Annotated in this window: 19 protein-coding genes and 2 pseudogenes; 8 read left to right on the top strand and 13 right to left on the bottom strand. The window is 67.0% G+C overall.

The genetic code is table 11. The features are described 5' to 3' along the window. Positions 1-142: 142 nt before the first annotated feature. The 8 genes and pseudogenes from EV644_RS43035 to EV644_RS43070 form a co-directional block, all read right to left on the bottom strand. Positions 143-1,294, bottom strand: coding sequence for a hypothetical protein (locus tag EV644_RS43035; RefSeq protein ID WP_132197436.1), 1,152 nt, complete (start codon positions 1,292-1,294; stop codon positions 143-145). Beyond that, positions 1,213-2,046, bottom strand: a complete 834-nt coding sequence (locus EV644_RS43040) for a hypothetical protein (protein ID WP_132197438.1) — start codon at positions 2,044-2,046, stop codon at positions 1,213-1,215. The genes EV644_RS43035 and EV644_RS43040 overlap by 82 nt, the downstream gene beginning before the upstream one ends. 477 nt (positions 2,047-2,523) lie before the next feature. Then, entirely contained in the window at positions 2,524-3,810 is a 1,287-nt protein-coding gene (locus EV644_RS43045) for a hypothetical protein (protein ID WP_132197440.1), read from the bottom strand. 100 nt (positions 3,811-3,910) lie between these two features. Beyond that, positions 3,911-4,984, bottom strand: coding sequence for an IS630 family transposase (locus tag EV644_RS43050; protein ID WP_132197442.1), 1,074 nt, complete (start codon positions 4,982-4,984; stop codon positions 3,911-3,913). A 291-nt stretch (positions 4,985-5,275) separates the two neighbouring features. Then, positions 5,276-5,782, bottom strand: a complete 507-nt coding sequence (locus tag EV644_RS43055; protein ID WP_132197444.1) for a hypothetical protein — start codon at positions 5,780-5,782, stop codon at positions 5,276-5,278. Positions 5,783-6,238: 456 nt separating this feature from the next. Next, positions 6,239-6,749: pseudogene (locus EV644_RS43060) on the bottom strand (transposase family protein); the annotation flags it as partial. A 1-nt stretch (position 6,750) separates the two neighbouring features. Next, positions 6,751-7,749, bottom strand: coding sequence for a hypothetical protein (locus EV644_RS43065; RefSeq protein WP_132197446.1), 999 nt, complete (start codon positions 7,747-7,749; stop codon positions 6,751-6,753). Positions 7,750-7,932: 183 nt separating this feature from the next. Then, complete coding sequence (locus tag EV644_RS43070) at positions 7,933-8,658, bottom strand: HNH endonuclease family protein (protein ID WP_132197448.1); 726 nt, start codon at positions 8,656-8,658, stop codon at positions 7,933-7,935. 508 nt (positions 8,659-9,166) lie between these two features. Between EV644_RS43070 and EV644_RS43075 the strand changes: the two genes are divergently transcribed. From EV644_RS43075 to EV644_RS43110, 8 genes and pseudogenes are all read left to right on the top strand, one after another. Next, positions 9,167-10,378: a sensor histidine kinase gene (locus tag EV644_RS43075; RefSeq protein WP_132197450.1), complete on the top strand. Its 1,212-nt coding sequence runs from the start codon at positions 9,167-9,169 to the stop codon at positions 10,376-10,378. Beyond that, the gene (locus EV644_RS43080) at positions 10,375-11,043 is read left to right on the top strand and encodes a response regulator (RefSeq protein WP_132197452.1); all 669 of its coding nucleotides are present in this window, start codon (positions 10,375-10,377) and stop codon (positions 11,041-11,043) included. Before EV644_RS43075 ends, EV644_RS43080 begins: the two co-directional genes overlap by 4 nt. A gap of 100 nt (positions 11,044-11,143) precedes the next feature. Continuing rightward, a complete protein-coding gene (locus EV644_RS43085) occupies positions 11,144-11,854 on the top strand; it encodes an ABC transporter ATP-binding protein (RefSeq protein WP_132197454.1) in 711 nt (236 codons plus the stop codon). Next, positions 11,851-12,609, top strand: a complete 759-nt coding sequence (locus EV644_RS43090; RefSeq protein WP_132197456.1) for an ABC transporter permease — start codon at positions 11,851-11,853, stop codon at positions 12,607-12,609. Before EV644_RS43085 ends, EV644_RS43090 begins: the two co-directional genes overlap by 4 nt. Before the next feature lie 594 nt (positions 12,610-13,203). Next, positions 13,204-13,440, top strand: a complete 237-nt coding sequence (locus EV644_RS48245; RefSeq protein WP_132197458.1) for an AMIN-like domain-containing (lipo)protein — start codon at positions 13,204-13,206, stop codon at positions 13,438-13,440. Between the two features lie 644 nt (positions 13,441-14,084). Beyond that, the gene (locus EV644_RS43100; RefSeq protein WP_132197460.1) at positions 14,085-14,543 is read left to right on the top strand and encodes a hypothetical protein; all 459 of its coding nucleotides are present in this window, start codon (positions 14,085-14,087) and stop codon (positions 14,541-14,543) included. A gap of 932 nt (positions 14,544-15,475) precedes the next feature. Next, positions 15,476-15,649, top strand: a pseudogene (locus EV644_RS43105) (SsrA-binding protein); the annotation flags it as partial. Between the two features lie 183 nt (positions 15,650-15,832). After that, complete coding sequence (locus EV644_RS43110) at positions 15,833-16,393, top strand: hypothetical protein (RefSeq protein WP_132197462.1); 561 nt, start codon at positions 15,833-15,835, stop codon at positions 16,391-16,393. 544 nt (positions 16,394-16,937) lie between these two features. Here EV644_RS43110 and EV644_RS43115 read toward each other — a convergent pair. The 5 genes from EV644_RS43115 to EV644_RS43135 form a co-directional block, all read right to left on the bottom strand. Next, positions 16,938-17,315, bottom strand: a complete 378-nt coding sequence (locus tag EV644_RS43115) for a hypothetical protein (protein WP_132197464.1) — start codon at positions 17,313-17,315, stop codon at positions 16,938-16,940. Further along, positions 17,315-19,072, bottom strand: coding sequence for a type IV secretory system conjugative DNA transfer family protein (locus EV644_RS43120; RefSeq protein ID WP_132197466.1), 1,758 nt, complete (start codon positions 19,070-19,072; stop codon positions 17,315-17,317). The genes EV644_RS43115 and EV644_RS43120 overlap by 1 nt, the downstream gene beginning before the upstream one ends. A gap of 4 nt (positions 19,073-19,076) precedes the next feature. Beyond that, the gene (locus tag EV644_RS43125) at positions 19,077-20,417 is read right to left on the bottom strand and encodes a VirB4 family type IV secretion system protein (protein WP_241999446.1); all 1,341 of its coding nucleotides are present in this window, start codon (positions 20,415-20,417) and stop codon (positions 19,077-19,079) included. An 86-nt stretch (positions 20,418-20,503) separates the two neighbouring features. Beyond that, positions 20,504-21,943: an SCO6880 family protein gene (locus EV644_RS43130; RefSeq protein ID WP_132197470.1), complete on the bottom strand. Its 1,440-nt coding sequence runs from the start codon at positions 21,941-21,943 to the stop codon at positions 20,504-20,506. Then, complete coding sequence (locus EV644_RS43135; RefSeq protein WP_132197472.1) at positions 21,943-22,881, bottom strand: TrbL/VirB6 family protein; 939 nt, start codon at positions 22,879-22,881, stop codon at positions 21,943-21,945. Before EV644_RS43135 ends, EV644_RS43130 begins: the two co-directional genes overlap by 1 nt. Between the last annotated feature and the right edge of the window lie 40 nt (positions 22,882-22,921).

Consider the following 22,921-nt stretch of genomic DNA (forward strand, 5'->3'; position numbering starts at 1 on the left):
TCCATCAGGGGCCTCCTTCGTCGTGAAGCGTGAGCAACCCCAGCATCCGCCGGGAACCCACGAGGAGCGGAGGCCCCGCTCCTTCATCGCATCAGGGGGCTGTTCTGCCTGAATCGCCTTGGACGTTCCGTTCCGCGTGGGTCTACTCCTGGCGCGGACTCGTCGCGAGCAGAGCTATTGGTGATGCCCAGTGTCGGCTTTGCATCGGCTCGGTTGCGATCCACCACTGTTCACCTTGAGGTCGAGCTTTGTCCAGCGTGCGTCCGATCCGCCAACGCCGCCAAGAATGCTGCCATCCGGAGTCTCGCGCTCGGCCAGGGCACGGCTCCTTCCGGTGGCGAGGTCGAAGGACGCTCCAGCAGCACGCGGTCCGGCGTTCCGGCGAGCGATAATGCGATGTGACCAGTGAAGTTGCCGGAGCGCGGGTCCGGATCTCGGCGTCGGAGGCGTCGGTCGGCAGGAGGGTCGACGGTATGCCTTTGCTGTCGAGGAATCCGATCACTCCGGACTGGCTCGGATCGATGCCCGCGGCGTCGCTGAGCCAGACGGCGGGCTCGGTGGCCGGGGAGCCGACCGGGACCGGCAGGTGGCCGGCCTTCCGTTGGATCTCGGCTGTCGGCGCGGGATGCACCTTGTCGCCGACGGTGTCCCAGGTCAGGCCGATCACGGTTGGCGACTTGCCGCCGGAGGTGAGCTTGGCCAGGCGACGGACTGCGGGGGCAACGTCGGTGACGTCGCCGGCGGCCACGACGACCGGTTTGCCATTGTAGTCGGTCCAGCGCAGTTGTCCGCCGCCGAGACGCGGCACGGTGAAGGCCGGCATGCCTTCGGAGGCCGGGTTCAGTGCCGGATCGTCGTACAATCCCGGTCCGTGCTCGCCTGGGTGTCGGCCGCATGCGGCGTCGATGAGCTTGGGTTTCGACGCCGGCGGAGGCGGCAACGTCCCTGCCGCGGCCGACTCCCCAACCCGGCGCAGTTCTTTCGCGGCCTGCGCGGCCAGCTCGACGTCGCCGGGCGTCGTACCGACGCGGATCGCGAGCGGGCCAGTGAAGAGGACGACCGAGTCACCAGCGAGGGAGACGGTTGGTACGCCGTGAATCGGGGCCAGTCGCGAGCACCCGACAATATTCTGGCCAAGCGGGATTTCCTCGGCGCCGACCTCGATACGTGAGCTGCAAGTGCCTTCGCTGCAATGGGATCCGTAACCGACGCTCAAGGACTGGCCGGGGTCGAGGGAGGTATCACCCTGCGCCTCAGTGCCCCCGGCGAAGATGATCGCGTCCTCCAGCGGCAATCCGTGAATTCGGCGCCGAGGTAGTAGATCGGTGTCGAGGTGGTGGTCGCGATCTGGCGGAGCCGGGCCTCGGTCTTTGCCGGCCCCGGTCCGGAGGGACCGCTGCCTGGTGCTGCACTGTCGCCGCCAGGTGGCATCTTCGTCGAGAACGTGTCAGGCGCGATCACTGGGCCGAACGTCACCTCGGTCAGTTTGTCTGGGCCGCGACTCGCCAGGACCAGACCGGTCTGCTCATCCAGAGCGATCTCTCGCGCGTCCATCGGCTCCGCCGGCGAGTCCTCAGCCGGCACCACCTTGTCGCAGTGATAGCGCACCGCTGTCCGGCCGAAAACTGTCGCGGTGCCCAGCGGCCTCGCTGCGGGACACAGCTCGGCGAACTCCTTCGTGCCGGGCCGGTAGAAGAACGTGGCTCCGGGGAGTTCGTCCTTGCTCAAGTTCTCCTGCCGCTGGTACTTCGGATCGGTCTGCGGGTCGTAGGAGAGCATCACCTTGCCGTCCCACACGACGTATGCGCCGGCGTCTGGTCCGGTGAGTATTGTCTGCCGGAATCGCCTGTTTCCGTCCACGATCAACTCGTACGACCCGGCGTCGTCGGCAGCCGTTCCGCGCATCTTGACCAGATCAGGCGGCACCGTTGCCGAAGGCGACGCAGACCCGCCCCCTGATCGTTGCCCGCCACAACCACCTGTTGCCGCGACGGCGAGCACGACCGCGACGACGAACATCTTTGCTTGCTCTGCCCGCACAGTCATGCCGACTGCGCTCCTCCCCTGTCGATGATGCTCCAGGGACCGGCGGTGGCGCGACCGGCCATGATCCCGTGATGCACCCCAGACCTGCCCCCTTGGCGCACGCAGCACGGCTTTTGCTCAGTCTGCGCGCGGAGACGCCGACGCGGGCTGAGTAATAGTGCTCAATTCGCCGGGGGATCGTGCCTGATTCGGCCTAGAAGGCTTGGTCCGGCGAAGCCGTGAAGGTTGAGTCGGGTTCAGGCGGCCAGGCCGGATTCGCGGGTGAGGTTGTCGAAGGCTTGCTGGTAGTTGTGGGTGGCGGTGCCGCAGCCGCGGGTTGCTAGGGTCGTGGAGTTGGGCGAGTCCGGCGCCGTGGGATCAATCGTGGTGCGAAATCGCGTCAAAGAGAGTCGACTGGCGGGGGCCAAATCCCTTCGAACCCAGACTTCTGACGCCTGGAGGGGCTCGGTGCTAGGGCATCATTGCCCTTTTCCGTGCTCACAGTGTCGCCGCGCGTTCCAGCTCGTCTCCGCTTATGAGGGCCACTTCAAGCTCGCGGCATAGATCGCGCCACGAGGAGTCGCGCGGAGCCCGCTCGGGTACGAGGACGGCCGCCACAGGGCCGTACCCGAGTCGTTCAAGGCGATGGCGGTAGCGCAGGACTTGGCCTAGTCCCAGCCGGAGCTGCTCTTCTTCGTTGTCGTCAGTGATGCTCTTGATCTCGGCGACGAACACTCTCCCGTTCGCCTCCCATGCCAGGTCGTAGTTCGGTTCCTGTGGGAGCCGGGAGCGTGGTTCGATCCCCGCAGTGCGCAGAACCCTGGCTAGTTCATTCTGAGTTGCCGCGTGCCCCCGGAGGCCTCGTTCGACTAGTGCTGGGTCGACCGCGAACGGCTGCCGCCCGCTAGACAATGGACTCACCTGGGCTTCCCGGTACACCGTGCCAGGACGCGATGGAGTCGCCGCAGTTGTCGGGTGGGTGACGGGTTTAGGCGTCCATGTGGCGGTGGCCAGCTGTGGAAATCGGCTGACGAGCTCGGCCGGAAGCTTGTTGATGTAGTACTGCATCGGCCGAAGCTGCCGATCGTCCCACCAGAAGAAGGGAAAGTAGAGGCTTCCGTGGTGGACTGCTTTCAGCCGCCTGAGGATGTCGCGGATGTCGGCGTCGTGTTCAACGAGCTGGGCGATGCTCAGAGGCTGACCGAGCGGAAAGGGGCCGTCCAGATCGAGCCACCACCCCGATTGAGGCCGCGCAGTCTTCAGCCTTTTCCGAGTTGCGCTGCGGTGGGAGCGCCAAATGGTGGCCGCCTCGGCGACAGGACCTGCGGCTCGTGACCAGGAGGTGATTGCCTGCCGATTGAGGTCGTAATGAAACACGATGTCGCCAATGTTGACCCACCAGATCAGCGAAAATCCCGGACTGTGCTTGCCGGCGGCGTCGCGTTGAGGACAGTTCAGGTCAATGCCGATGTCATGTCGATCGGTGATCTCGAGCCAGAACCGCTGATGCGGGTCATGGCGCCACCAGACGTTAATGCGACCTGCCTGATCATGCTTGTACGCGGCTGAAGGGTCAACGAGCCGGATGCGCGCAGGCGTGGTTGCGTCGTCGGCGATGGTCTCTGGCAGAGTCCGCAAGACCGCACCAACAAAGGCGCTGCGATAGCCAAGGGAAGCCGGGCTCACGTCCACTTCTTGCTGGTCGAACAGCCGGTCGAGCCCGGACTGCACGTCTGCGATCGGCACGGGCCGGCCGCCGGGCGCACGGTTCGTTGCTACGATCACGTTGTCACTCTGAAGGCTCAGCACCGTGTTTGGTCGGCCCGTGAGAGTGAAAATCTGCTGTCCTACTAGGGTCTCGAGCAACGCACGGGCGTCGACTTCGCTAGTGTCGCGTAAACGATGTTCTTTGACCGGGTTTGCAGTGGTCGAGGAGGTCGTCGGCGGTTTTGGTCCAGATGAAGGGTTGGCAGCGGTCGTTCCAGCCGTCGATGAAGGTCCGGATGGCGTCGGTCAGGTCGCGGACTGAGGTGAAGGTGCCGCGGCGGATGGCCTGGCGGGTGATGATGCCGAAGAAGATTTCGACCATGTTGAGCCAGGAGCCGCTGGTCGGGGTGAAGTGCAGTTGGATCCGCGGGTTCTTCGCCAGCCACGCGCGGACCTGGGGGTGCTTGTGGCTGCCGTAGTTGTCGACCACGATGTGCAGCTTCTTGCGTGGGTAGGCCTTCGCGACCTGCTTGAGGAACCGCAGGAACTCCTGGTGGCGGTGCCTGGGCATGCACGCGTCGACGACTCTGCCGGTGGCGATCTCGAGCGCGGCGAACAGTGTGGTGGTGCCGTTGCGGCGGTAGTCGTGGCTGCGCTTCTCGGGCAGCCCGGGGCGCAGCGGCAGGATGGGCGCGGTCCGGTCCAACGCCTGGATCTGGGATTTTTCGTCGATCGACAACACGATCGCGTTGTCGGGCGGGCTCAGGTACAGGCCGACGACATCACGGACCTTGGCCTCCAACTCGGGATCGGTGGAGAACTTGAACGTCTCGACCCGCCACGGCTGCAGGCCCCACCTCTTCCAGATCTTGCCGACCCACACATGCGAGATCCCGCCGAGATGGTCGGCCAGCAGCCGCGACGACCAGTGCGTCACCCCGAGGCGCTCCGGCGGCGGCTCCAACGTCGCCAGCACCACCGCGACCTCATCCACCGTGGCCGGCCGGCCCGGCTTCGGCCGATCGTCCAGCCCACCCAGCCCCTCGGCCGCGTAACGCTTCTTCCACCCGATCACCGTCGGCTTGGACACCCCGACCCGCGCCACGATGTCCTTCACCGCCACCCCATCAGCCGCCAGCAGCACGATCCGCGCCCGCTGCGCCAGACCCGCCCGCACCGACGACGAACGCGTCCACGACTCCAACACCCTGCGATCCTCGACCGGAACATCCACGGTCACAGTCAACGCCATAACCCATGATCCCACGAAGTAAAGCTATTTCGTTACCGCGACACTAGGCATGCCGCCAATTATGGGCTCTCCCCGACTTATCCATGCGTCATCTCCGAAACGAGGACAGGTCGGTGTTGCGCCTGGAGCATTGCTGGATCGCCGCCACGTTTGAGAGCGGAAGTTGCGGAGTCCAGCTATCCCGACCCGGCACATGGGCCCCGCGCAACGACGAGCGCGGCGCTGGTGCTCGGGTTCTGCCGAGGCGACCTGGGAAGCAACGAGTTCGAGCCCGCAAGTCGCTCGCCGACGTCAATGTGAAGCGCCGGCTATGCCATCTCCGGGGTGTCCTGCTCGCGCAGCTCGGACCGCATCGGCCAAGTCGGCGTACTCGACTGGGCCGTCGCTGAGGATTCGGAGGATAGGTAGGCCGATGGACGAGTAGCCTGTCGTCTCGATCGCAGCCCGCCCGACCACATAGAACTGCCACTGGTCGACGTCGAGTGGGTCGTAGGCGTCGTGGCATGTGGCTGTCTGGATCGCGAACACGTAGACATCGGCGTTGAGCGTCGCCTCTGCTGACTCACCGGTCTCCGGAGCCCACGTGCGGCCCTTCATCGAGCCGAACGAGATTCTCGACAGGCGACGCTGGGCCCAGGTCTGGAGGTAACCCGCGGACTTCACCTCGACCCTGATGCCCTCGGGCGTGAAGATGTCGTACGCGTCCCACTCGATCCGGCTACCGGTCGCACCGACGGCCTTGGCCACCAGGAACTCGGCGAGGTACCCGCGGACGTTGTTCATGCGCAGGTCGGACATCGCGTAAGTCCAGAAGTCCTTTGACGGAGGCGTCGAGGCCGTGGAAGCGCTCCTGGCCGGTTAGCGGCTTCGCCTGCGGTGGCCGGATCCAATCGTCGCTCACCTTGGCCCACCACCCCTCAGGCCTCGACCTCGGCAGCGAAGCCGTCTCCGTGACGGCTCAACCAGGACACCGTGAAGCCAGTCCGTCCTCCCAGCCGGCTACGGCTGATCCAGCGCCGAAGACCATCTAGACGGCGTCGCCCGGACACCCGACGAGCGCCTGCCTTCGAGGACACGTGCTGCCGTACCGCCTCCCAGTCGGGGGCACCGTCACATGTCGAGTCCATCACTAAAGACTATCCGCTGGCACGAACCTTAGACGGCCACCACCGAGGCTGTACCCGACGTAGGCGGCGGGCCGCCGTGGGATCAAACGTGGTGCGAAATGGAGTCAAGGCGAGTCGATAGGTGCGGTCAGGCGCCTATCGAACAAAGACTATTGCCGCCGAGAGTGAGGTTTTCTCGCCGGGCCGGTCGTTGAAGGTGGAGTAGGACGAGTGCGGCAGCGACGATCGCGCCGATACGCCACGGATCGAACGTGACGCGCTCGAGTGCTTTCCAGGCCGCTTTAGCAGAGCGTCGGCGCGTTCGGCCGGGGCGCGGAGCGCGCTGATCATGGCGTTGCGTGCCTGGTGGTCGGCATGGAGGTCCGGCCCCGCAAGGGGACGTGGATGCCGATCCCAGCACCGACGTAGCCCTTGTCGGTCAAGGTCGGGAGCCCTCGGGCTGCAGCTGGATACAGTGCAGGTAGCGCATGGGCCCGGGCGGCGGTGATGTCGTGGGTAGAGCCTGGTTCGACGTCGCTGACCCATTCCGGGTAGCCGGTCGGACCGGTCAGCACCTGGATGTTCCCGCCATGCCGCTTGTGCTTGCCGGAGTACCAGACGTCGTGGCCGGCCTCCGATCGTGCCGACGAGCGGGTGGACCTAGAGTTGCGAAGTCCGGACGACACCGCCTTGGAGGCGCTCGAGGCTCGTGTAGCGCTGGCTCAAGGTCCAGGCCCACCCTCTGCCGCTCGCGGTCTTCGTATCGTTCTCGATCGGCCCGGCCAACTGCACGGTGTCCACACCGCCGTGGGGGGAGAGAAGCATGATCCCGTGCGCCCCGCCCTCGGAGCGGACGCCGTCAGCCAACAGCTGGGTGATCAGCGAACCCAGCGTCGTGTTGCCCGATGCGATGGATCGGGCAGCGGCTTCGTGGCTGAGCACGATGTTTGGCGTCCAACTCAAGATTCGCGGCACGGTCGCCTGGATCTTGCCCTGGTAGTAGAAGCCAAAGTGAGTGAGGCCATCACGGAAGGAACGATCGGGCTGGCAGACATAGGCTGCGTACTTGATGTACTCGCCCCACGCGGACTTGGCCGCGACAACGACCGTGTCGTCGTTGCTAAGAAGTCCGTCGGCCTCGTATAGCGCCGTCAACTCAGTGAGGAGGAACTTCGTCTGCTCGCTGACCAGCCGTGTCGGGTCACTGAGCAGTACTCGGATTGCGTCCGCGAGGCTGGCGAAGGAGAACCAGATGATCTGGCCTCGGACGACCTCGTCGACGCCATCGAGCTCATCGAACCATGCGGGCTGGCCCGGGTCCGGGGTGAGGACAAAGAGTCGGGTGTCCGGATCGCCCTCCAGCTGGCTTGCATGAAGTCGGACCTGATTCCGATCGTGGCCCTCGCTGGCGTAGCCGCCTCGAGCGGTCTTGGTCTCGAACCACCAGGTGAAGCGTGCCGAGATGCGGGCGTCAGGCACAGAGCCATCTCCGACGACCTGGTTCTCGAAGGAGACGGCGCGAAGTTCATCCCCGATGCCGCTGGCGCTCTCCAACAGCTCCTGTACGAGGGCAAGGTCGATCCGCTCAAAGACCGCCATCGTTGAGGACGTGACACGGTTCTCACCACTGCGGTAGGTGGAGAACAGGGGGCTGGGCATGACCGAAGACTAGTGCTCCCGCCGGCTCATGCACCTGGTAACCAGCCCAAGATGACGCCGTTGAGGGTTCGAGCTGACAAAAGCTCTCTGAGCTCATTCGGCATCACGCCCGCAGCAGCAGGATTGGCCGGGGCCCAATCTGGCTGTTGGTCCGCAGACCCACCGGCGGGCCAGCTCGGTTTCCTACTGGCAGGTTTGGGTGATCGCCTGGGCTGCGTTGCGATCAGCCGCAGTGATGGGCAGCGTGTACTTGCGGGCCACCTCGAGGTAGCGCAGGACGTATGTGCATCGGTAGCTGCGGTTGATCGGCAGCCACTCGCCGGGCCCGTCGTCGTTCTTGGAGGCGTTCGCCGGTCCGTCGACAGCCAGCAGGTTCGCGGCCTCGTCGTTCGCGAAGTCGACGCGCCGCTGCGGCGGCCAGCGGGCCGCGCCCATGTCCCATGCTCGGGCCAGCGGGTACAGGTGGTCGATCTGCACCTTGGTCGCGGTGGCCTTGCGGAACTCGATCCGGCGACCGGTGTAGGGGTCGGTGGGAAGGGTGCCGGCGATGACGACGCATCTGGAGCGAGCGCGGTACCGCACCGCGGTCAGCTGGGCCGCGAGTACGTCGTTGCGCGTGTCGCAGCCATTGTGGCCACCACGGCCTGCGTGATCGTCGGTCCAGGTCTGCCCGAACAGGTCTCGCTTGTAGCTAGGCACGTCGGGCCGGGCAGCGATGACGCGGATCTGGCGGAGTTCGACAGAGATCAGCTTGGCCGCGCGGCTCGCTGGCTGGGCCGCGGCGGGACTGCGGGTGGGTGGGGTCCGTGACTGCGGGGTCGACCCAGCCGGGTCGGCCCCGGCCGCTGGATGGGCGCACCCGGTAGCCGCGAAGCCGAGCAAGATCAGGGCGGCAAGAAGGGTGCGCATCACGCGACCTTAAGCCACCGCCGAGATCTCGTCCGCCACGCGTAACGGCTCAGACTCATCTCAGTCGCTACGAGCCGCGCGAGCTGGGCCAACGCTCAGCAGTTCAGCCTGGGAACACCGTGGGAACAAGGGGCGTCGATCCGAGTCAACTGGAGTCAAGAACAGCCGAACTGGTGTCGCCTGGTCACGCCTGGAGGGGTATGTCGGTGGGGTGGGTCGGTTTCCTAAGCTGTGCGTCGCAGGTTCGAATCCTGCCGGGGCACCAATGTGGATCACCAGTTCGCCGTCGAGGACCACCCCGGATGGTAGTTGCTGTTCGGCGGCGCGGGCGATGTCGGGGAAGCGTCGGCGGCCAGGGCAGCCTTGGCGACGGCCTGGCCCGCTGGGCTCGGCGCACGGCCTGATCGCGGCATTCGGGGCAGGTGATGGCGGCGAACCCTCGCACCAGCGGCGCTGGCGCTAGACATGCCCGATCCCGCGCAGGTCGCGGGGGGTGCACGATGAAGTCATGCAGGACATCGCCGGTGTCACCCGCGCCGGGAGCCGGGGCCGGCCGGGGCGGATTCATCCGCTCGGCGACTGGCTGCTGGTCGCGGCGGTGGCTTTGCTCCACGTGCTCAACCCGCGGATCGGTCCCGGCGGGCCGGAGCAGGGGACGTCGATTCTGCTGGGCGCGGTCTGGCTTGGTCTTGTGCTCGTTCAAAGTGTGCCGTTGCTCTGGCGACGAAGGCGTCCCGCGGTGGTGCTCGTGGCGGTGTCGGCCGCGTGGGTCGTTGCCCAGGTGGTGTTCGGGCCGTCGGCACCGTTCGGGCTGTGGGTCGCCGTGTACTCAGCGATCGTCCACGCGACGCGGCGTACGGCCGAGGTCGGCGCGGCGGCTGCGACTGCCGTGGTCGCGGCGCTCGAACTCGCCCAGGTCGGCCGAGACCGTCTGCGATTGGAGGACGCGCTGCCGATGGTCGTCGTGACCTTGGTGGTCGTGATCGTCGGTTTCGTCGTCGCGGACCGCCGTACCCGGAGCGCGGCGCTGCGGGACCGCGCCGAGTTCCTTGAGCGGGAGCGCGAGGCGCTGTCACTTCAGGCTGCTGCTGAGGAGCGACTGCGAATCGCCCGAGAGCTCCACGACCTGGTAGCGCACAGCCTCACGACCATCGCCATTCAGTCGAGCACCGGCAGGCTGGCTCTGCCGCAGCATCCGGACATGGCGCAGCGTGCGTTGGCGGCGATCGAGACGACCAGCCGGGACGCCAGCCGGGAGATGCGGCAATTGCTCGGTGTGCTGCGACAGGGCGGCGACACACCGGCACAGCTGGATCCGCCACCAGGACTGGCGAACCTCGACGATCTCGTCGGCACGATGCGTCATGCCGGCGCGGATCTGCGGCTCGCCGTCGAAGGCGACCGCCGGCCGCTGTCCAGGAGCCTTGACCTGGTCGCGTACCGGGTGGTGCAGGAAGCGCTCACCAACGTCGTCAAGCATGCCGGGCACCCGGCGGCGGCCGCGGTCCTCGTGCGGTATGACGGCGACCAACTCGTCTTGGAGATCACCGACGACGGAGCCGGGAAAGCGACGTCCTCTGACGGCCACCCAGGTCTTGGCATCGTCGGGATGCGCGAACGGGTGACCGCGCTGGGCGGACAGTTCACGGCCGGCCCCAGACCGGTGCGGGGGTTCCGTGTGGAGGCTCGGCTGCCGATCCGGGCGGGGGACGAGGCATGACGATTCGCGCCGCGCTGGCCGACGACCAGCCACTGGTCCGCGACGGCTTTCGGGCCCAGATCGCTCTGGTCGATGACATCGACCTCGTGGCCGAGGCCAAGACCGGCGCCGAGGCGATCGAGATCGCCCGGAGCTGTCGGCCCGACGTACTGCTGATGGATGTCCGGATGCCGGTGATGGACGGCATCGAGGCCACGCGGCGGATCACCTCCGACGAGCGGTGCGGCGGTGTGCGTGTGCTGGTGCTGACGACGTTCGACCTCGACGAGTATGTGTACGCCGCGTTGCGGGCCGGGGCGAGCGGGTTCCTGCTGAAGGACAGCCTGCCGGAGGATCTGTTCGCCGCGATCCGCCTGATCGCGGCCGGCGACGCGCTGTTGGCTCCCGGCGTGACCCGCCGGTTGATCGCCGAGTTCGTCCGCCGCCCCGAGACGCCCCGGGCCCGCCCGGCGGAGCTGGCGCGGCTGACCGATCGCGAACGCGACGTCCTCGGCCTGATCGCCCAGGGCCTGTCCAACAGCCAGATCGCGGACGGGCTGTTCGTCAGCCCGGCGACGGTGAAGACCCACGTCAGCCGCATCCTCGCCAAGCTCGCCGCTCGGGATCGCGCTCAGCTGGTGATGCTCGCCTACGAGAGTGGCCTGGTCGTACCGCGCGACGCCTGAGGCGTACATCTGCGGATGTAGTCGTGGACCCGGCGGCGTACGGTCAGGATCGGATCCGAGGCCGACGACGCACGAGTTGACGATCCGTAACTTCGGGGCCATGACCGAGATCGCCCTCAGGGGCCTCACCAAGAAATACGGCGACGTGATCGCCGTCGACGATCTCAGCGCCGACATCCGAAGTGGCAGGGTCACCGGCTTCCTCGGACCCAACGGCGCTGGCAAGACGACCACCCTTCGCATGCTGCTCGGGCTGGCCCGTCCCACCTCCGGGACCGCCACCATCGACGGGGTCGCCTACCGTGACCTGTCCACACCGACCCGTCGCGTCGGCGCGGTCCTCGACACAGGCGTGTTCCACCCTGCGCGCACCGGCCGGAACGCCCTGCGGGTCTACGCGACCGCCGCCGGCCTGGGCACCGCCGGGTTGGACGCCGTACTAGACACGGTCGAGCTGGGACGCGCCGCCGGGCGACGCGTCGGCGGCTACTCGCTCGGCATGCGGCAGCGGCTGGCGCTCGCGGCCGCGCTGCTCGGCGAGCCTGACGTACTGGTTCTGGACGAGCCGACCAATGGACTGGACCCGCACGGCGTGCACTGGTTGCGCGGTTTCATCCGCACGTACGCCGCCGGCGGCGGCACGGTGCTCGTCTCCAGTCACCTGCTGGCCGAGCTGACCAACACCGTCGACGACGTCCTGATCATCAACCGGGGCCGGCTCGTCGAGCACGCCTCACTGGCCGAATTGACCAACGCGACCACCAGCCTCGAGAGTCGTTTCCTCGAGCTCACTACTGAGAGACCATCATGACCGCACTGTTCCGGGCCGAGCTGATCAAGCATGTCGGGCTGCGCCTGACCTGGGTGATGCTGACCATCGCGATCACCCTGTCCGCGGGCCTCACCACGGCGATCGCCATCGTGGCAGGCAGCCACGGTTCCGCACCGCTCGGCCGTGAGGACCTTCGGGGCGTGCTCTCCGTACCCGGTCTGCTCGTCGCGGGCATCGTCTTCGTGCTCGGCGTGCTGGCGTCGGCCGGTGAGTACCGGCACCACACCATCACCGCATCGCTGCTCGTCACCCCGCGTCGTGGTCAGTTCCTCGCCGGCAAGTACGCCGCTGCCGCCGTCGTCGGGACCGTCTTCGCCGGTGTCACGCTGACCGCGTCGTACGTCGCGACGGCGATCGTGGTGCTCGCCAAGGACCTGCCCGTCGACCTGCTGACCGCAGACGCCGTTCTCACCTGGCTCGGAGTCACGATCGCAGCCGGCCTGTTCGCCTTGGCGGGAGCCGGGCTGGGTGCGCTCGTGCGCAGCGAGGCCCTTGCGATCATCGCGGCAGTCGCGTGGTGGTTCGTGATCGAGGGTCTGCTCCCTGGTGCGCTGCGCGAGCCCGGGCTGGCGAAGTACCTTCCGGCGGCCGCTGCGAGAGCGCTCATCCAAGCTGGTGTCCCGGCCGTGGACGGAACCGTTGCCGCCGCCACCGGTGGACTGCTGGTCGCGGCCTACGTCACCGCCACCGCCGTACCGGCGCTGCTCCTCACGAAGCGACGAGATGTCGGCTGAGGCTTCGCACCGAACCGCAGTGCGAAGACTCCAGTACCTGGTTGTAGTCGCGCTGGCTGCGACCCTGCTGCCCCCGGTCGCCGCCTCCGCGACCGGGGTTCGGCAAGTCCGCAGAGCCAGCACTACTAACCCGCGCACAGCCCAGCACTACAGGAGTTCCTGCGCTCGGCCGGCCGACAGGCGAAGCGGCATAACAACCGGCGCTGCCGTCAGCGCAAATGAACCTCGGCGACTAGGGGACTGGTTTGGGAACGGACTCCGGGCGAAAAAGACAATGCCAGAGCGGTCCCGAGCGCACCACTGGACTGGGCCAGAGAGATCGACGAGTTCAGGCGTCAGGCGCGGGACCAGGACCATCGGAGGCATCCATTGCATCGGCGTCGGGGAACGGCGGCTAGCTCACCCGGCGGGTCGCTGCCACCAACGCCCGTCCCATCCGAGTGGACATGCCTGCCAAGTCCAGCGCGAGCTTCAGCGAGTACAACCAGATCAAGGAGGCCAAAGCGCCGCCGGCCGCCCAGGTGGTCGACGGCAAGTCCCGTCGGATGCGGGTCAGCTTCTCTGCTCCAGAACCTCGTTGGAGGCGCCGGCTCGGTGATAAGAGTCGGGTTTGAGGGCCAGGCCACCTTCGGCGTCGGCGTCCGGGCCCGACTCCCGTTCCACACCTTCACCCTGTCCGGCCCTGGTAGGGGCAGCCGGCTCGTCATTGACATCACCCATCGCTGGTGGGGCATTCGCTGCCTCCGTGGGCCGGGCGGGCTACGACGGGTCCGTATGGACGTAGCGCTGTACCTGCGGGTCTGGGTGCGCAGGCCGGGATTTGCGCACTAATCGGGCTCGTCGTCCAGGCTCTTGGCGTGCGCGCGCACGATGAAGAGCCATGTCTCTCGGCGTCGTTCCTTCGGCTGTGGCTACCACCTGTTCGGCACGCTCGAACTCGAACCCGCTCCCACACCCCTGTCCGATCGTTCATCACGACTGACGCCGGGGAATGGCACGAGGTCAGTCTGACTGGCCCCGCATCGGGGTGGACACGCACCAGCCATGTCGAACGCTACGCCCCGCAATCGCTGCCCAACCGTCAACCGCAAATCCTCCCGGCCGACTCCCCCGTAGGCCCCAGATCTACTTCGCCGGCCGGAAGGATCCGCGGCCCGACGCTGGTCCAACCAGGCCAGCGCGAGCTGGCTCCCGCTCGAGAACGAGCCAGCTGACCTCTCCCCTGTGCCCTAGCCCAAACGCATCAACCCGACCAAACGTCTCGAGAGGAGGCCGCGCATCGACGGCGGGCGATACTCAGCCTCCGAAAGGTCCGCACTCGTGCGGAATGGTCCGGTGGACTTCCGGCAGGCCGCGGCTCGCCCCCCGATTCAGCGCTGGTTCCCTCGGCCTGGCGCGAGTAACGTCGCAATCGCCCGGCGCACAGAGTTCCATATCGCAAGAGGGGGCATGGAATGCTTCGTCGCCTGCTGCTGATGGTCGGCCTGCTGATCGCGGGCTTGTTGTTCACTGGAGCGCCCGCGTTCGGCGCGCCACCGGTCACCGAGACCACTACTCAGAAGAACCTCGTCGAGACCTTCGTCGATGTGATTCCCGATCCCATCTGCTCGGATGAAGGACCGCTCTACACCATCACCACCACCACCAACCTGATAGAGCACACCACCACCTTCGATGACGGCCGCGAGCACGCGACCTTCACCCAGACCGGCACCTTCGTCGCGGTGCCACTGGAAGACCCGAGTCTGCCGAGCTATGCCGGCAAGGTCACGATCTGGGGAGGCTTCAACGCCAACGGGGCGACCGTGAATGGAACGTTCACGTTCAACCTCCGCGCCACTGGTTCGGACGGATCGACGATCCGCACCAACCAAGTCGATCAGTTCAACGTCCGGCCCGACGGCACGGTCAACGAGTTCTTCCACTGCCACTAGGCTTTTCCGGGGAACTCGCCCCGCCAGCTCCCGCGCCGGGCGCTGGCGGTGGGCACGAGGCACGAGCGGCACGAGCGGCGAGTGGACGGGTCAGGTCACCGATTCGTTCAGAACCGGCCAGAATGTGCGCTCGAACGGTCGCTCCAACGCGCGCCCGTCCATACCGGCCGACAGGGTCCTGGTATCGGCCGGCGCCGCACTGCAGACGGCTGGAAGCACCCGGGTCAGGCGAGACCGACTTCGACCGGAGGACATCGTCCGACGCCCCGGCGGCCACCGGCGGCGAGCATCTCATTGCCCGCAACCCTGGGTTCGTCAGTGCGTCGTGTAGCTCGGTCGACCCAGAATCTGTCGGCGCCGGCGACGGCAACGCCGCACCGAGCCTTACGACGAGTCCCGCCAGGTTATCGGGCCAGCGTCACGAACCAGGTCGTGCTCATCTCAGCTGCGGGCAGTGGCGCGAACGGGGCTCGCGCTCAGCAGTTCAGCGTGGGAACACCGTGGGAACCAAGAGGCGTCAATTCGAGTCAACTGGAGTCAAGATCGGGCGAACTCGAGTGAGCCAGACACGCCTGGTGGGGCGTATGTCGGTGTGGTGCGTCGGTTTCCTAAACCGTGCGTCGCAGGTTCGAATCCTGCCGGGGGCACCTTGAACTCAACCGCATGGCACCATGCCTGGCTCTCGGTCTGTGACGCTGCCGGAGTAGATCCCGACAACTACCGCGTCTGGATCCACGAAGGCCCGGAAGCGACCGCGCCGGCGGCCCCGGTCGGCCGCACGATCGCCTTGACCAACTGGAGCCTCTACGCACCGCCGCAGCAACCTCGAAAGGGTCCTCGCGCATGAGGTGGCGCACTTTGGCCCTGCCGCAGAGGGTCTCGCTGCTCGGCCAGGGCGGCCAGCTCGGCCTCAGTTGGCTCGTAGGTCGGGCGGGCTGACGATCGTCCCGGTGACCCTCTACTTCAAGGACGGTCGCGCGAAGGTTGAGATCGCCCTGGCCCGCGGCAAGAAGACCTGGGACAAGCGGTACGCGCTCGGCGAGCGCGAGGCGAGCCGGGAGGTCGAGCGTGCGGTCAGCCGCCGGCTGAAGGGTCGCCTGGACTGATCAGCGGTCCGCACGCCGCTGGTCGGTGTACTCGTCGTGATGGCGCTCCGCGCCGCGCACCTGTCGGCCGACGGGGCCCAGCTACGTCGGCTAACTCGGCTCCGCGGCGGCACGACCTCGTCCAGTGCTTGGTGAGACCGCCCGCTCCATGCAGGGGTCCAGGGACGCAGCATCAGTGATCAGGTGGCTGACCGGCTGACCGAAACCCTCGACGCGGCGCTGGTCGATCCTGGCGCGGCGCAGATGCTGAGCGCTGGTCAGCTGACCAGCGCCCTACGTCACGTCGGGTTCGGCGCGGTCGACGAGTCCGGCGAACCAGCCCAGCTCGCCGCGCTCAAACCACGCGTCGTCCGCAGCACCCACCCCAATACCCGAGCCAGCCGGTCGCACCCGAGCAAGAAGAAGGCACCCCCGGCGGTTAAGTCCGCCGCGGTGGACCGGACCCTGCAGCGGCGCCGGGCCGAGTTGCGGTTCGCGCCGAACAGGCCGAGTACGACGAGGTTGAGGCAGATCGGGTCGCCGCGGAGGCTCTGCTCGATGCGAATCAGCATCAGGTCGCGGACCCTGATCGCCACAATCGACCGACTGGCCGAGGAACTCGACCATGCCCGCAAAGAACTGCGCACCGCCCAGCGGCAGACCGCCCGGCTCCAACGGGCTCTCGACCGCGCGGCCCGGATCGGTGCCGTCGCGCAGCGGCGTCGAGACGCCAACCAGCGGCGGCTCGCCCCCTTCGACAGCTGAGTCCAGGCAGCTTTCTCTACGGCCTTGTCAGGGCGCCAGGACAGGGACACCCCCGGCTCGCGGCCGAGAGGATCGACGTCGGACAGCTTGTCCGGGCTGCATTGCGATGAGCGGCAGCCCTAGGCGTCTGTCTTGATGAGCAAGTCGCGATCGAGGGTGCCAGTGCTGAATCGCACGATGACTTTGTTCCGGCGGATCTCAACCCGTTCGACCATTCGCCACTGTTGGCCGTCTGAGCTGGCTGGGAACCAGTCACCGGGCCGCAGGTCTTCCAGCGGGGTGTCGAGTGAGACGAGGTTGGCAGGCATGGCTGGTGAGGCCTCCATGGTTGCGGTTGAGGACCGAGTCAGTTTGCCGTACACCGGCGCGCTGGCCGGCACCATATCGGGGCGGGGTCAGGGTCGGTCGACCGCTGGCTCACGATCTTCGTTCGGCGCGACCGGCGGATGCAGGCCCTGGCGCGAGCGGACAGCAAGCGGCCGCTCAAGTCCGGAAGAACCATCCGAAGCACGATTGACCGCGGGATCAGCCGGATGCCTCGCGATCAAGTGTGCATCTCTGGTCTGTGGTTGATGCGGCTGCAGCCGAGGCGGGAGGTCCATTCGCGGAGGCGTCGGAGGGTGGTGTCTAGGTCTCGGTGGAAGCCGATGGGGTCGGAGGGGGCGGCGTCTTCGAGGTAGCAGGCTTCCCAGAGGGTGCGCAGGGCTGAGAGTTCTTCGACCAGGGCGCCGTGGGCGTGCCAGCAGGGCGGGACGGTCTTGTGGTCCAGGTAGTAGCGGTCGACGAACCAGTCGAGCCAGGTGGCTAGCCGATCGAGCTCGTCGGTAGCTGTCTTGGGATCAAGGTCGCGCCAGCAGATGACTTGGGGATCGGACAGTGCTCCGAGGCCGAGGGCTTGAAGGAGATCGTCGTCGGCTGGCATCAGGAGCTAGCTGTCGGTTGAGTGCTGGCCGCGATGCTGGAGCGGATCAGGTCGGCGTCGGAACGGTCGGTCCAGGGCCTCATGGTGAGAAGGATCGGTGGTGCCGTTCGGGCTAGGAGGACGCCTACGCCGAAGGGCAGGGTTCTGAGGACGTCGGGTGGCAGGATCGGGATGCGTCGTGTGCTGGTGGAGAGCGTTCGGCCGCCGTCTGGGCCGCGGCTCCAGTTGCGTACTTCGTCGTCGCGTTCGCCGCAGACGGCGGCGAGGTCTTGGAGGTCTCGTGGTTGGGCGGAGCCGCCGAGGATCAAGCGCAGGGTGGCCGCGTCCCACATGGCTGCGGCGGCTTGTTCGCCCCAACGGTCTCTGGCTTGGGCCAGGGATTGGATGACGACGTGGGTGGAAATGCCGGAGCCACCGCCGTCGGCCATCAGCGCTGGCAGGGATGGCACGGCGCAGAGGTTGGCGATCTCGTCGAGGATCAGGCTGAGGGGTGGCTCCATGCGTCCTCCTGGATTGCCGGCGGCGAGCTGGCGGGCGGCTTCGGTGATGTCTTCGAGCAGGGCGGCGATGAAGGCCGAGGTCGCGCTGGCGCCGACGCCAGTGCCGAGGAGGTAGATGGTGCCTCGATCCCGAAGGAAGGTTGCTGGGTCGAGTCCTTCTCCCTCTAGTGGGTCGAGGTTCTTGCGGACGGCCGGGTCGGCCAGGGCAGACAGGGCGGAGCGCACTCCGGCCCAGATTGCGTCTCGGGTTCGTCCGTCCATGCGGACGATGCCGTCGAGGGTGTCACCCCATCCCTCGGCAGCGCCGTCGCTGCGGTTCAAGATGGCGACGGCCTCGATCGCGGAGGCGGGCTCGAGACCCCAGCGGTACAGCTGGTTGATGCCGGCGCCGTCGATGGCCGCGGCGTGGAGGAGGCCGCGCAGAGCCATCTCGGTCTGCCCATGCCAGAAGGCGCCGTCCGAGACTCCGCCCTTGGAGAAGCCCGCGCCGGCGGCCAGTCCGCTGGCGCGAACGATGGCAATTGTTGGGCTTTCGCAGCCGCGGATCGGCGACCATCGGACATCGCCGGTCGAGCCAAGGCCCTGTGGGTCGAAGATTGCGATGGGTCCAATGGCTTCACGTACGGCGAGCGTCGCCGCGAGATTGTCGGGCCTGGTTGAGGTAGTCACGACTGCGCCCGGTACGTCGAGAATGCCGGCAATGACCTGGTGGATGCCCTTCCCGGAACGGGGTGGGCCGACGGTGATGAGCGAGTCCTCGACTGAGGCCCAGCACTCGACGCCACGGGAGCGTCCGAGGTACACCCCGACGTCCGTGGGCGACGGGAGATGAGCGAGAGGTCGAGCGGATTTGCCTCGCCGGACGACCTGTCGCCGACCGGCGGCTAGTTGGACGTCTTCGCGGGTGGCTAGCCCGGGCCGAGCCGTCAACTGTCGGGTGCGACTCGCAGTGCTCGCGGCTCTTCGCTGACGCAGACGTGCGGCTGCGCCGAGCGCACCAATCGGCAGACTCACGAGCGAGCCGAAGACCACCCAGTAGAGAACTGGCGTCATCACCTCACCAAGGCCAAAGGCCTGCCCAGGACGCGTTGGCTCGAGCAAGACCTCAAGTGCTCCGGTCCATGGCGTGTCGATCCACTCGCCTGTCTGCAGCCAGCTCGTCACTCCGCCCGCGACATGGAGCAGCAGTGCCGCTGTGATCAGGGCTCCGCCTGCGGCCAGGAAGAAGTTGGTCGGGTCTGGCTTGGGTGTCTGCATCTCGCTACATCCGGGCGTCGGTGTCGAAGAGTTCGGCTTCGCGGGCGTGGCGGATCAGTTGGACGACGAAGGAGCGGCTCGGGAGTCTCCAGAGGGCCCGGCCCTTCGGAAGCTTGGCGATGGTCGCGATCTCGACATCAGTCAGCCCGAGAAGGGCTGCCGTGCGCGCCAGCTGGTCTGGCTCCTGCCGAAGCATGACTCGGGTTGAGCAGTCGGCAAGCAGACCTTCGGCGAGGGCACGCGACTCCGAGCCGAGGTCCCCGACCGCGGCCAGGTCGGAGAGTCGATGAACGATGAGGACGTTGGACACACCCCAGGCCCGGGACAGCTTCCATTGCTCTTGCATGCGGCGAAGCAGGGCCGGGTCGCGCATGACCCGCCAGCCCTCGTCGTAGACGATGAAGCGTTGCCCGCCGGCCGGATCGGCGACGGCGGCTTCCATCCAGGACGAGGCGCACGCGAGTGTGAGGCGCAAGGCTTGGTCGTCTCCGCCAGAGCTGATCCTGGAGGAGTCGAGGCTGACCATCGGGAGCGACGGGTCGAACTGGGTGGTGGAGGGGCCGTCGAACATGCCGGCTAAGTCGCCGTGCACGAGCCGGCGTATCGCGTGGGCGACGTCGCGTCCGTCCGAAGCCAGTCCAGCGATGTCCAGGTCGTTGCGGGCAGCCAGGTCGCGGTGGGGGTCGAACAGGGCTGAGACGACGTCGGGGATAGTCGGCGTCTCGCGCCGGTGGGACGCTGCCTCGAGCGCGACATCGAGGGAGGTGTGCTCGACAGGCGTCAGTGATCGCCCCAGGGTGGATTCGGCGAGTGTCCCGAGCAGTGCGCGTCGGCGTGACCACACCACGCGCTGCCACTCGTCGAGCGCGAAAGTGTTCGGGCGGTCACCTGCATCGAGCGGGTTCAGCCGCGTGGGCATGCCAGGGCCGAGCTTGATCACCGCTCCACCGACAGCTTCGGTGACCGCACTCCACTCCCCCTTGGGGTCACAGGGGATGTAGGCGCGGTGGCCGAGCGCGATGGAGCGGGTGATGAGGGCCTTCGCGGTGGTGGATTTACCACTGCCGATCACGCCGGCGATGAGCATGTTCGGATTCGTGATGGCCTTGAGCCGGTACAGCACCCAGGGGTCGTAGACGAAGGAGCCGCCGCTGAACACATCGGAGCCGACATAGGTACCGTCGGATCCGAGTCCACCTTCGGCCAAGAACGGGTACGCGACCCGCAGTACGCGGGTGGTGGCCCGGTGGACGTCGACCAGCAACGGCCGAGGCTTCAGCACACCTGACACTGTCGGCAGTTCGGGCTCGCGCGCGGCGTCCGGCGCTGGCTTGGCGACCTGCATGGTGGCCAGCGCGTGACGGTTTGCGGTTCGGTCGTGTCGGCTAAGTCCGGTCGGCTCGAAGAGCGCTGCTGACTTCTGGCGCCGCCTCATCCGAGTCCGATCCCGAACGGGAGCGCCGTAGCGAGGAACCCTTCGAGTTGCTGGCCAACGAGGCGGCGCAGATCGATCAGTGCCTGCGCGGCTGCGATCTCCATCTCGGTGCAGGCCTCGTCGAGAGCCTCTTCTGTGTCTGCGGAGACTGCCAGGAGACCGAGCCATCGAACATCTCCGTGGCCGGCGGCCAGGTCCTTCTCGCGCTGGGCTACGTCGGCGTCCAGTTGACGGTCTTCCTCGGTTTCGAGTTGGCCGATCTTGGCTCGGGTGGCTCGGTCGGTGACGCGCTCGACGCGGTGCCGGCGAGCGTCGCGCAGCGCCTTGCCGACCGGGATCGGCTGCATGACCAGAGAGAAGGTTCGTCGGATACCAGGCCTCAGGAGAAGGGGACTGAGGAACGACGGTGTAGCCCGCAGTCTCGGCCACTCTGACACGACATAGACACGGTGGTGGGACGAGTCGGTCCGGAGCCGATCCCAGTGGGTGTCGACTGCGAGAGGTCCGGCGCCGCTGGGATCCAGGACCTCGGCACTGGGGATCGTGCGCGTGGCAGCAGGGTCGAATGCGACACGCAGACTCATCGCCAACTCGGGGGCGTTGAGCCAACATCCCGCGACCCCTGCTGCGGCGAAAGACAGTTGGAACGCGCGGGCCTCGGACTCCAGAACGGCCATCGCGCCCTTCGTGCCGCCGCCCTGCTTGCGAACGTCCTTCGAGACAGCGTCAAGGCTCAGGACGAAGGCGAAGAGCGTTTCGTGCTTGGCAGCTGCAGGTGCCGCGCGTTGCAGAAGGTCGTGGTAGATCGCGCCAGCCGGGGTAGACCGGTCGACGTGACGTTCGCGTGCCCACTCGCCGAGGCCGTCTCCTGGATCCGGCAGGGTGCGTTCGAGGATCTGCGCTCGGGCGATGCGACCGGTTTGGCACAGGCCGGCGATGAGTCTCCCGTACGCCGTGACGCGGCGCTCCTGCTCGTCGGAGTTCTGCAGCAGATGAGCGGGTCCCTCGATTCGCGCGACGGCCACGAGCCGTCGGCGGCGGGGATCGAGGACCGCGGCGATCGAGCCATTGGTCTCCAGCACCCGCAAGGCCCCCTCCTGCCCGGGGAGATGCAACACACCGTGCACTTTCGGCTCTAGAAGGCGAGCCCGGTGCCGATGCTCGCCTCGCACCACGCGGGTCGCGTGAAGCGCGGCCAGGGCGATCCAGTGGTAGGCGAGTAGGCCGCCGATCCGGGCGAACGCGATCGCGATGGCTACGGTTGCGATCATCAGACAACCGAGCCGTGCGACCGCCTCTCCCCCGCCGAATGCGGTCAGGGCGAGCAAGACTACTGCGACGGCCGACAAAGCTACCTGGAGCGGCCGCAAGCCGAGCAGTACGACAGTGCGCTGGGGACGCGGGAATCGGGTGGAGATCGTGGAGGGCGAGGTCATCAGTCCTCATCTCGTGCTGGGTCGCCGCCAGAACCACTCTGGGGGCCTGGGGATCCTTCGACGGAGACCTGGGTCGTGGCGACGGCGATCGCGGACGATCCCTCAGTTCCGGACTCTGTCGGCGACGCCACTGATGGTGGAGTTTCGCTGCCGTCGGCTGAGTCTGCCGTTGTGGTCTCCGCTGAAGCCGTAGTGTCCGTCGAAGGTGAGGTCGACTCGTCCTCGGAGTCACCGGATTGGTTCTCGATGTCCGGGTTGGCGATGTCACCATCGACGATCGGTGAGTCATCGTCCTCGCCCGACCCGCCGAAGTGATCAGCACGCCACTGCTGCGCCTGTTCGACCTGATCACGAGCGGCACTCGCGCCCGATATGCCTTGCTGCATGGCGTGGCTCGCTGCGTGACCCTGGTCGCCTGCCCAATGGATGAAGGAAAAGGTTGCCAGCGGCGCGAAAGCAGCCATCGCGACCAGCAGGATTCCGGCGAGGAACGTCCCCAGGCTCGAGGAGGCTTGCTGGCCAGACGCTCCCGTGGCGGAGATCCCCAGGGCGAATACGACGGCCATGGCGATCTTGGAAAACAGCAGTGCGCCCACGACCTCGACCCAACGGCGTAGCCAATGCTTCGTGGCGCTCCAAGTCCAGCTGGCCATGGCGATCGGGGCGAACACCACGAACGCCACCAGCGCGACTTCGCGGATGAGCATCACGAAGTACAGCGAGAACAACGCGATCAACGCCAAGAGCACAGCGAGGAGCAGGAACCCGCCGAGAGTGCCGACGCTGAGTACTGCGCTGATGTCCACCATCCGCTTCAGACCGTCCGCGGTGACGTGACTGCCGAGAATGGCGGCCGCGATCTCGTCGACCACCTTGCCGCACGCCGCGACAATCCCGACCGCCAGCGGAACGCCGGCGGTACCGATCAGAGCTCCCACAAGGGCATGCCCTAGCCGGCCGGGCTCTCTCCGGACGACC

The organism is Kribbella orskensis (assembly GCF_004342085.1).
GTDB lineage: Bacteria > Actinomycetota > Actinomycetes > Propionibacteriales > Kribbellaceae > Kribbella > Kribbella orskensis.

Coding starts and splice junctions, on each gene's coding strand:
- EV644_RS43070 (WP_132197448.1), bottom strand. CDS start 8,658: ATGCGCACCCTTCTTGCCGCCCTGATCTTGCTCGGCTTCGCGGCTACC.
- EV644_RS43125 (WP_241999446.1), bottom strand. CDS start 20,417: ATGCAGGTCGCCAAGCCAGCGCCGGACGCCGCGCGCGAGCCCGAACTG.
- EV644_RS43040 (WP_132197438.1), bottom strand. CDS start 2,046: ATGACTGTGCGGGCAGAGCAAGCAAAGATGTTCGTCGTCGCGGTCGTG.
- EV644_RS43130 (WP_132197470.1), bottom strand. CDS start 21,943: ATGACCTCGCCCTCCACGATCTCCACCCGATTCCCGCGTCCCCAGCGC.
- EV644_RS43050 (WP_132197442.1), bottom strand. CDS start 4,984: ATGGCGTTGACTGTGACCGTGGATGTTCCGGTCGAGGATCGCAGGGTG.
- EV644_RS43085 (WP_132197454.1), top strand. CDS start 11,144: ATGACCGAGATCGCCCTCAGGGGCCTCACCAAGAAATACGGCGACGTG.
- EV644_RS43055 (WP_132197444.1), bottom strand. CDS start 5,782: ATGTCCGACCTGCGCATGAACAACGTCCGCGGGTACCTCGCCGAGTTC.
- EV644_RS43065 (WP_132197446.1), bottom strand. CDS start 7,749: ATGCCCAGCCCCCTGTTCTCCACCTACCGCAGTGGTGAGAACCGTGTC.
- EV644_RS43075 (WP_132197450.1), top strand. CDS start 9,167: ATGCAGGACATCGCCGGTGTCACCCGCGCCGGGAGCCGGGGCCGGCCG.
- EV644_RS43090 (WP_132197456.1), top strand. CDS start 11,851: ATGACCGCACTGTTCCGGGCCGAGCTGATCAAGCATGTCGGGCTGCGC.
- EV644_RS43100 (WP_132197460.1), top strand. CDS start 14,085: ATGGTCGGCCTGCTGATCGCGGGCTTGTTGTTCACTGGAGCGCCCGCG.
- EV644_RS43115 (WP_132197464.1), bottom strand. CDS start 17,315: ATGCCAGCCGACGACGATCTCCTTCAAGCCCTCGGCCTCGGAGCACTG.
- EV644_RS43120 (WP_132197466.1), bottom strand. CDS start 19,072: ATGCAGACACCCAAGCCAGACCCGACCAACTTCTTCCTGGCCGCAGGC.
- EV644_RS43080 (WP_132197452.1), top strand. CDS start 10,375: ATGACGATTCGCGCCGCGCTGGCCGACGACCAGCCACTGGTCCGCGAC.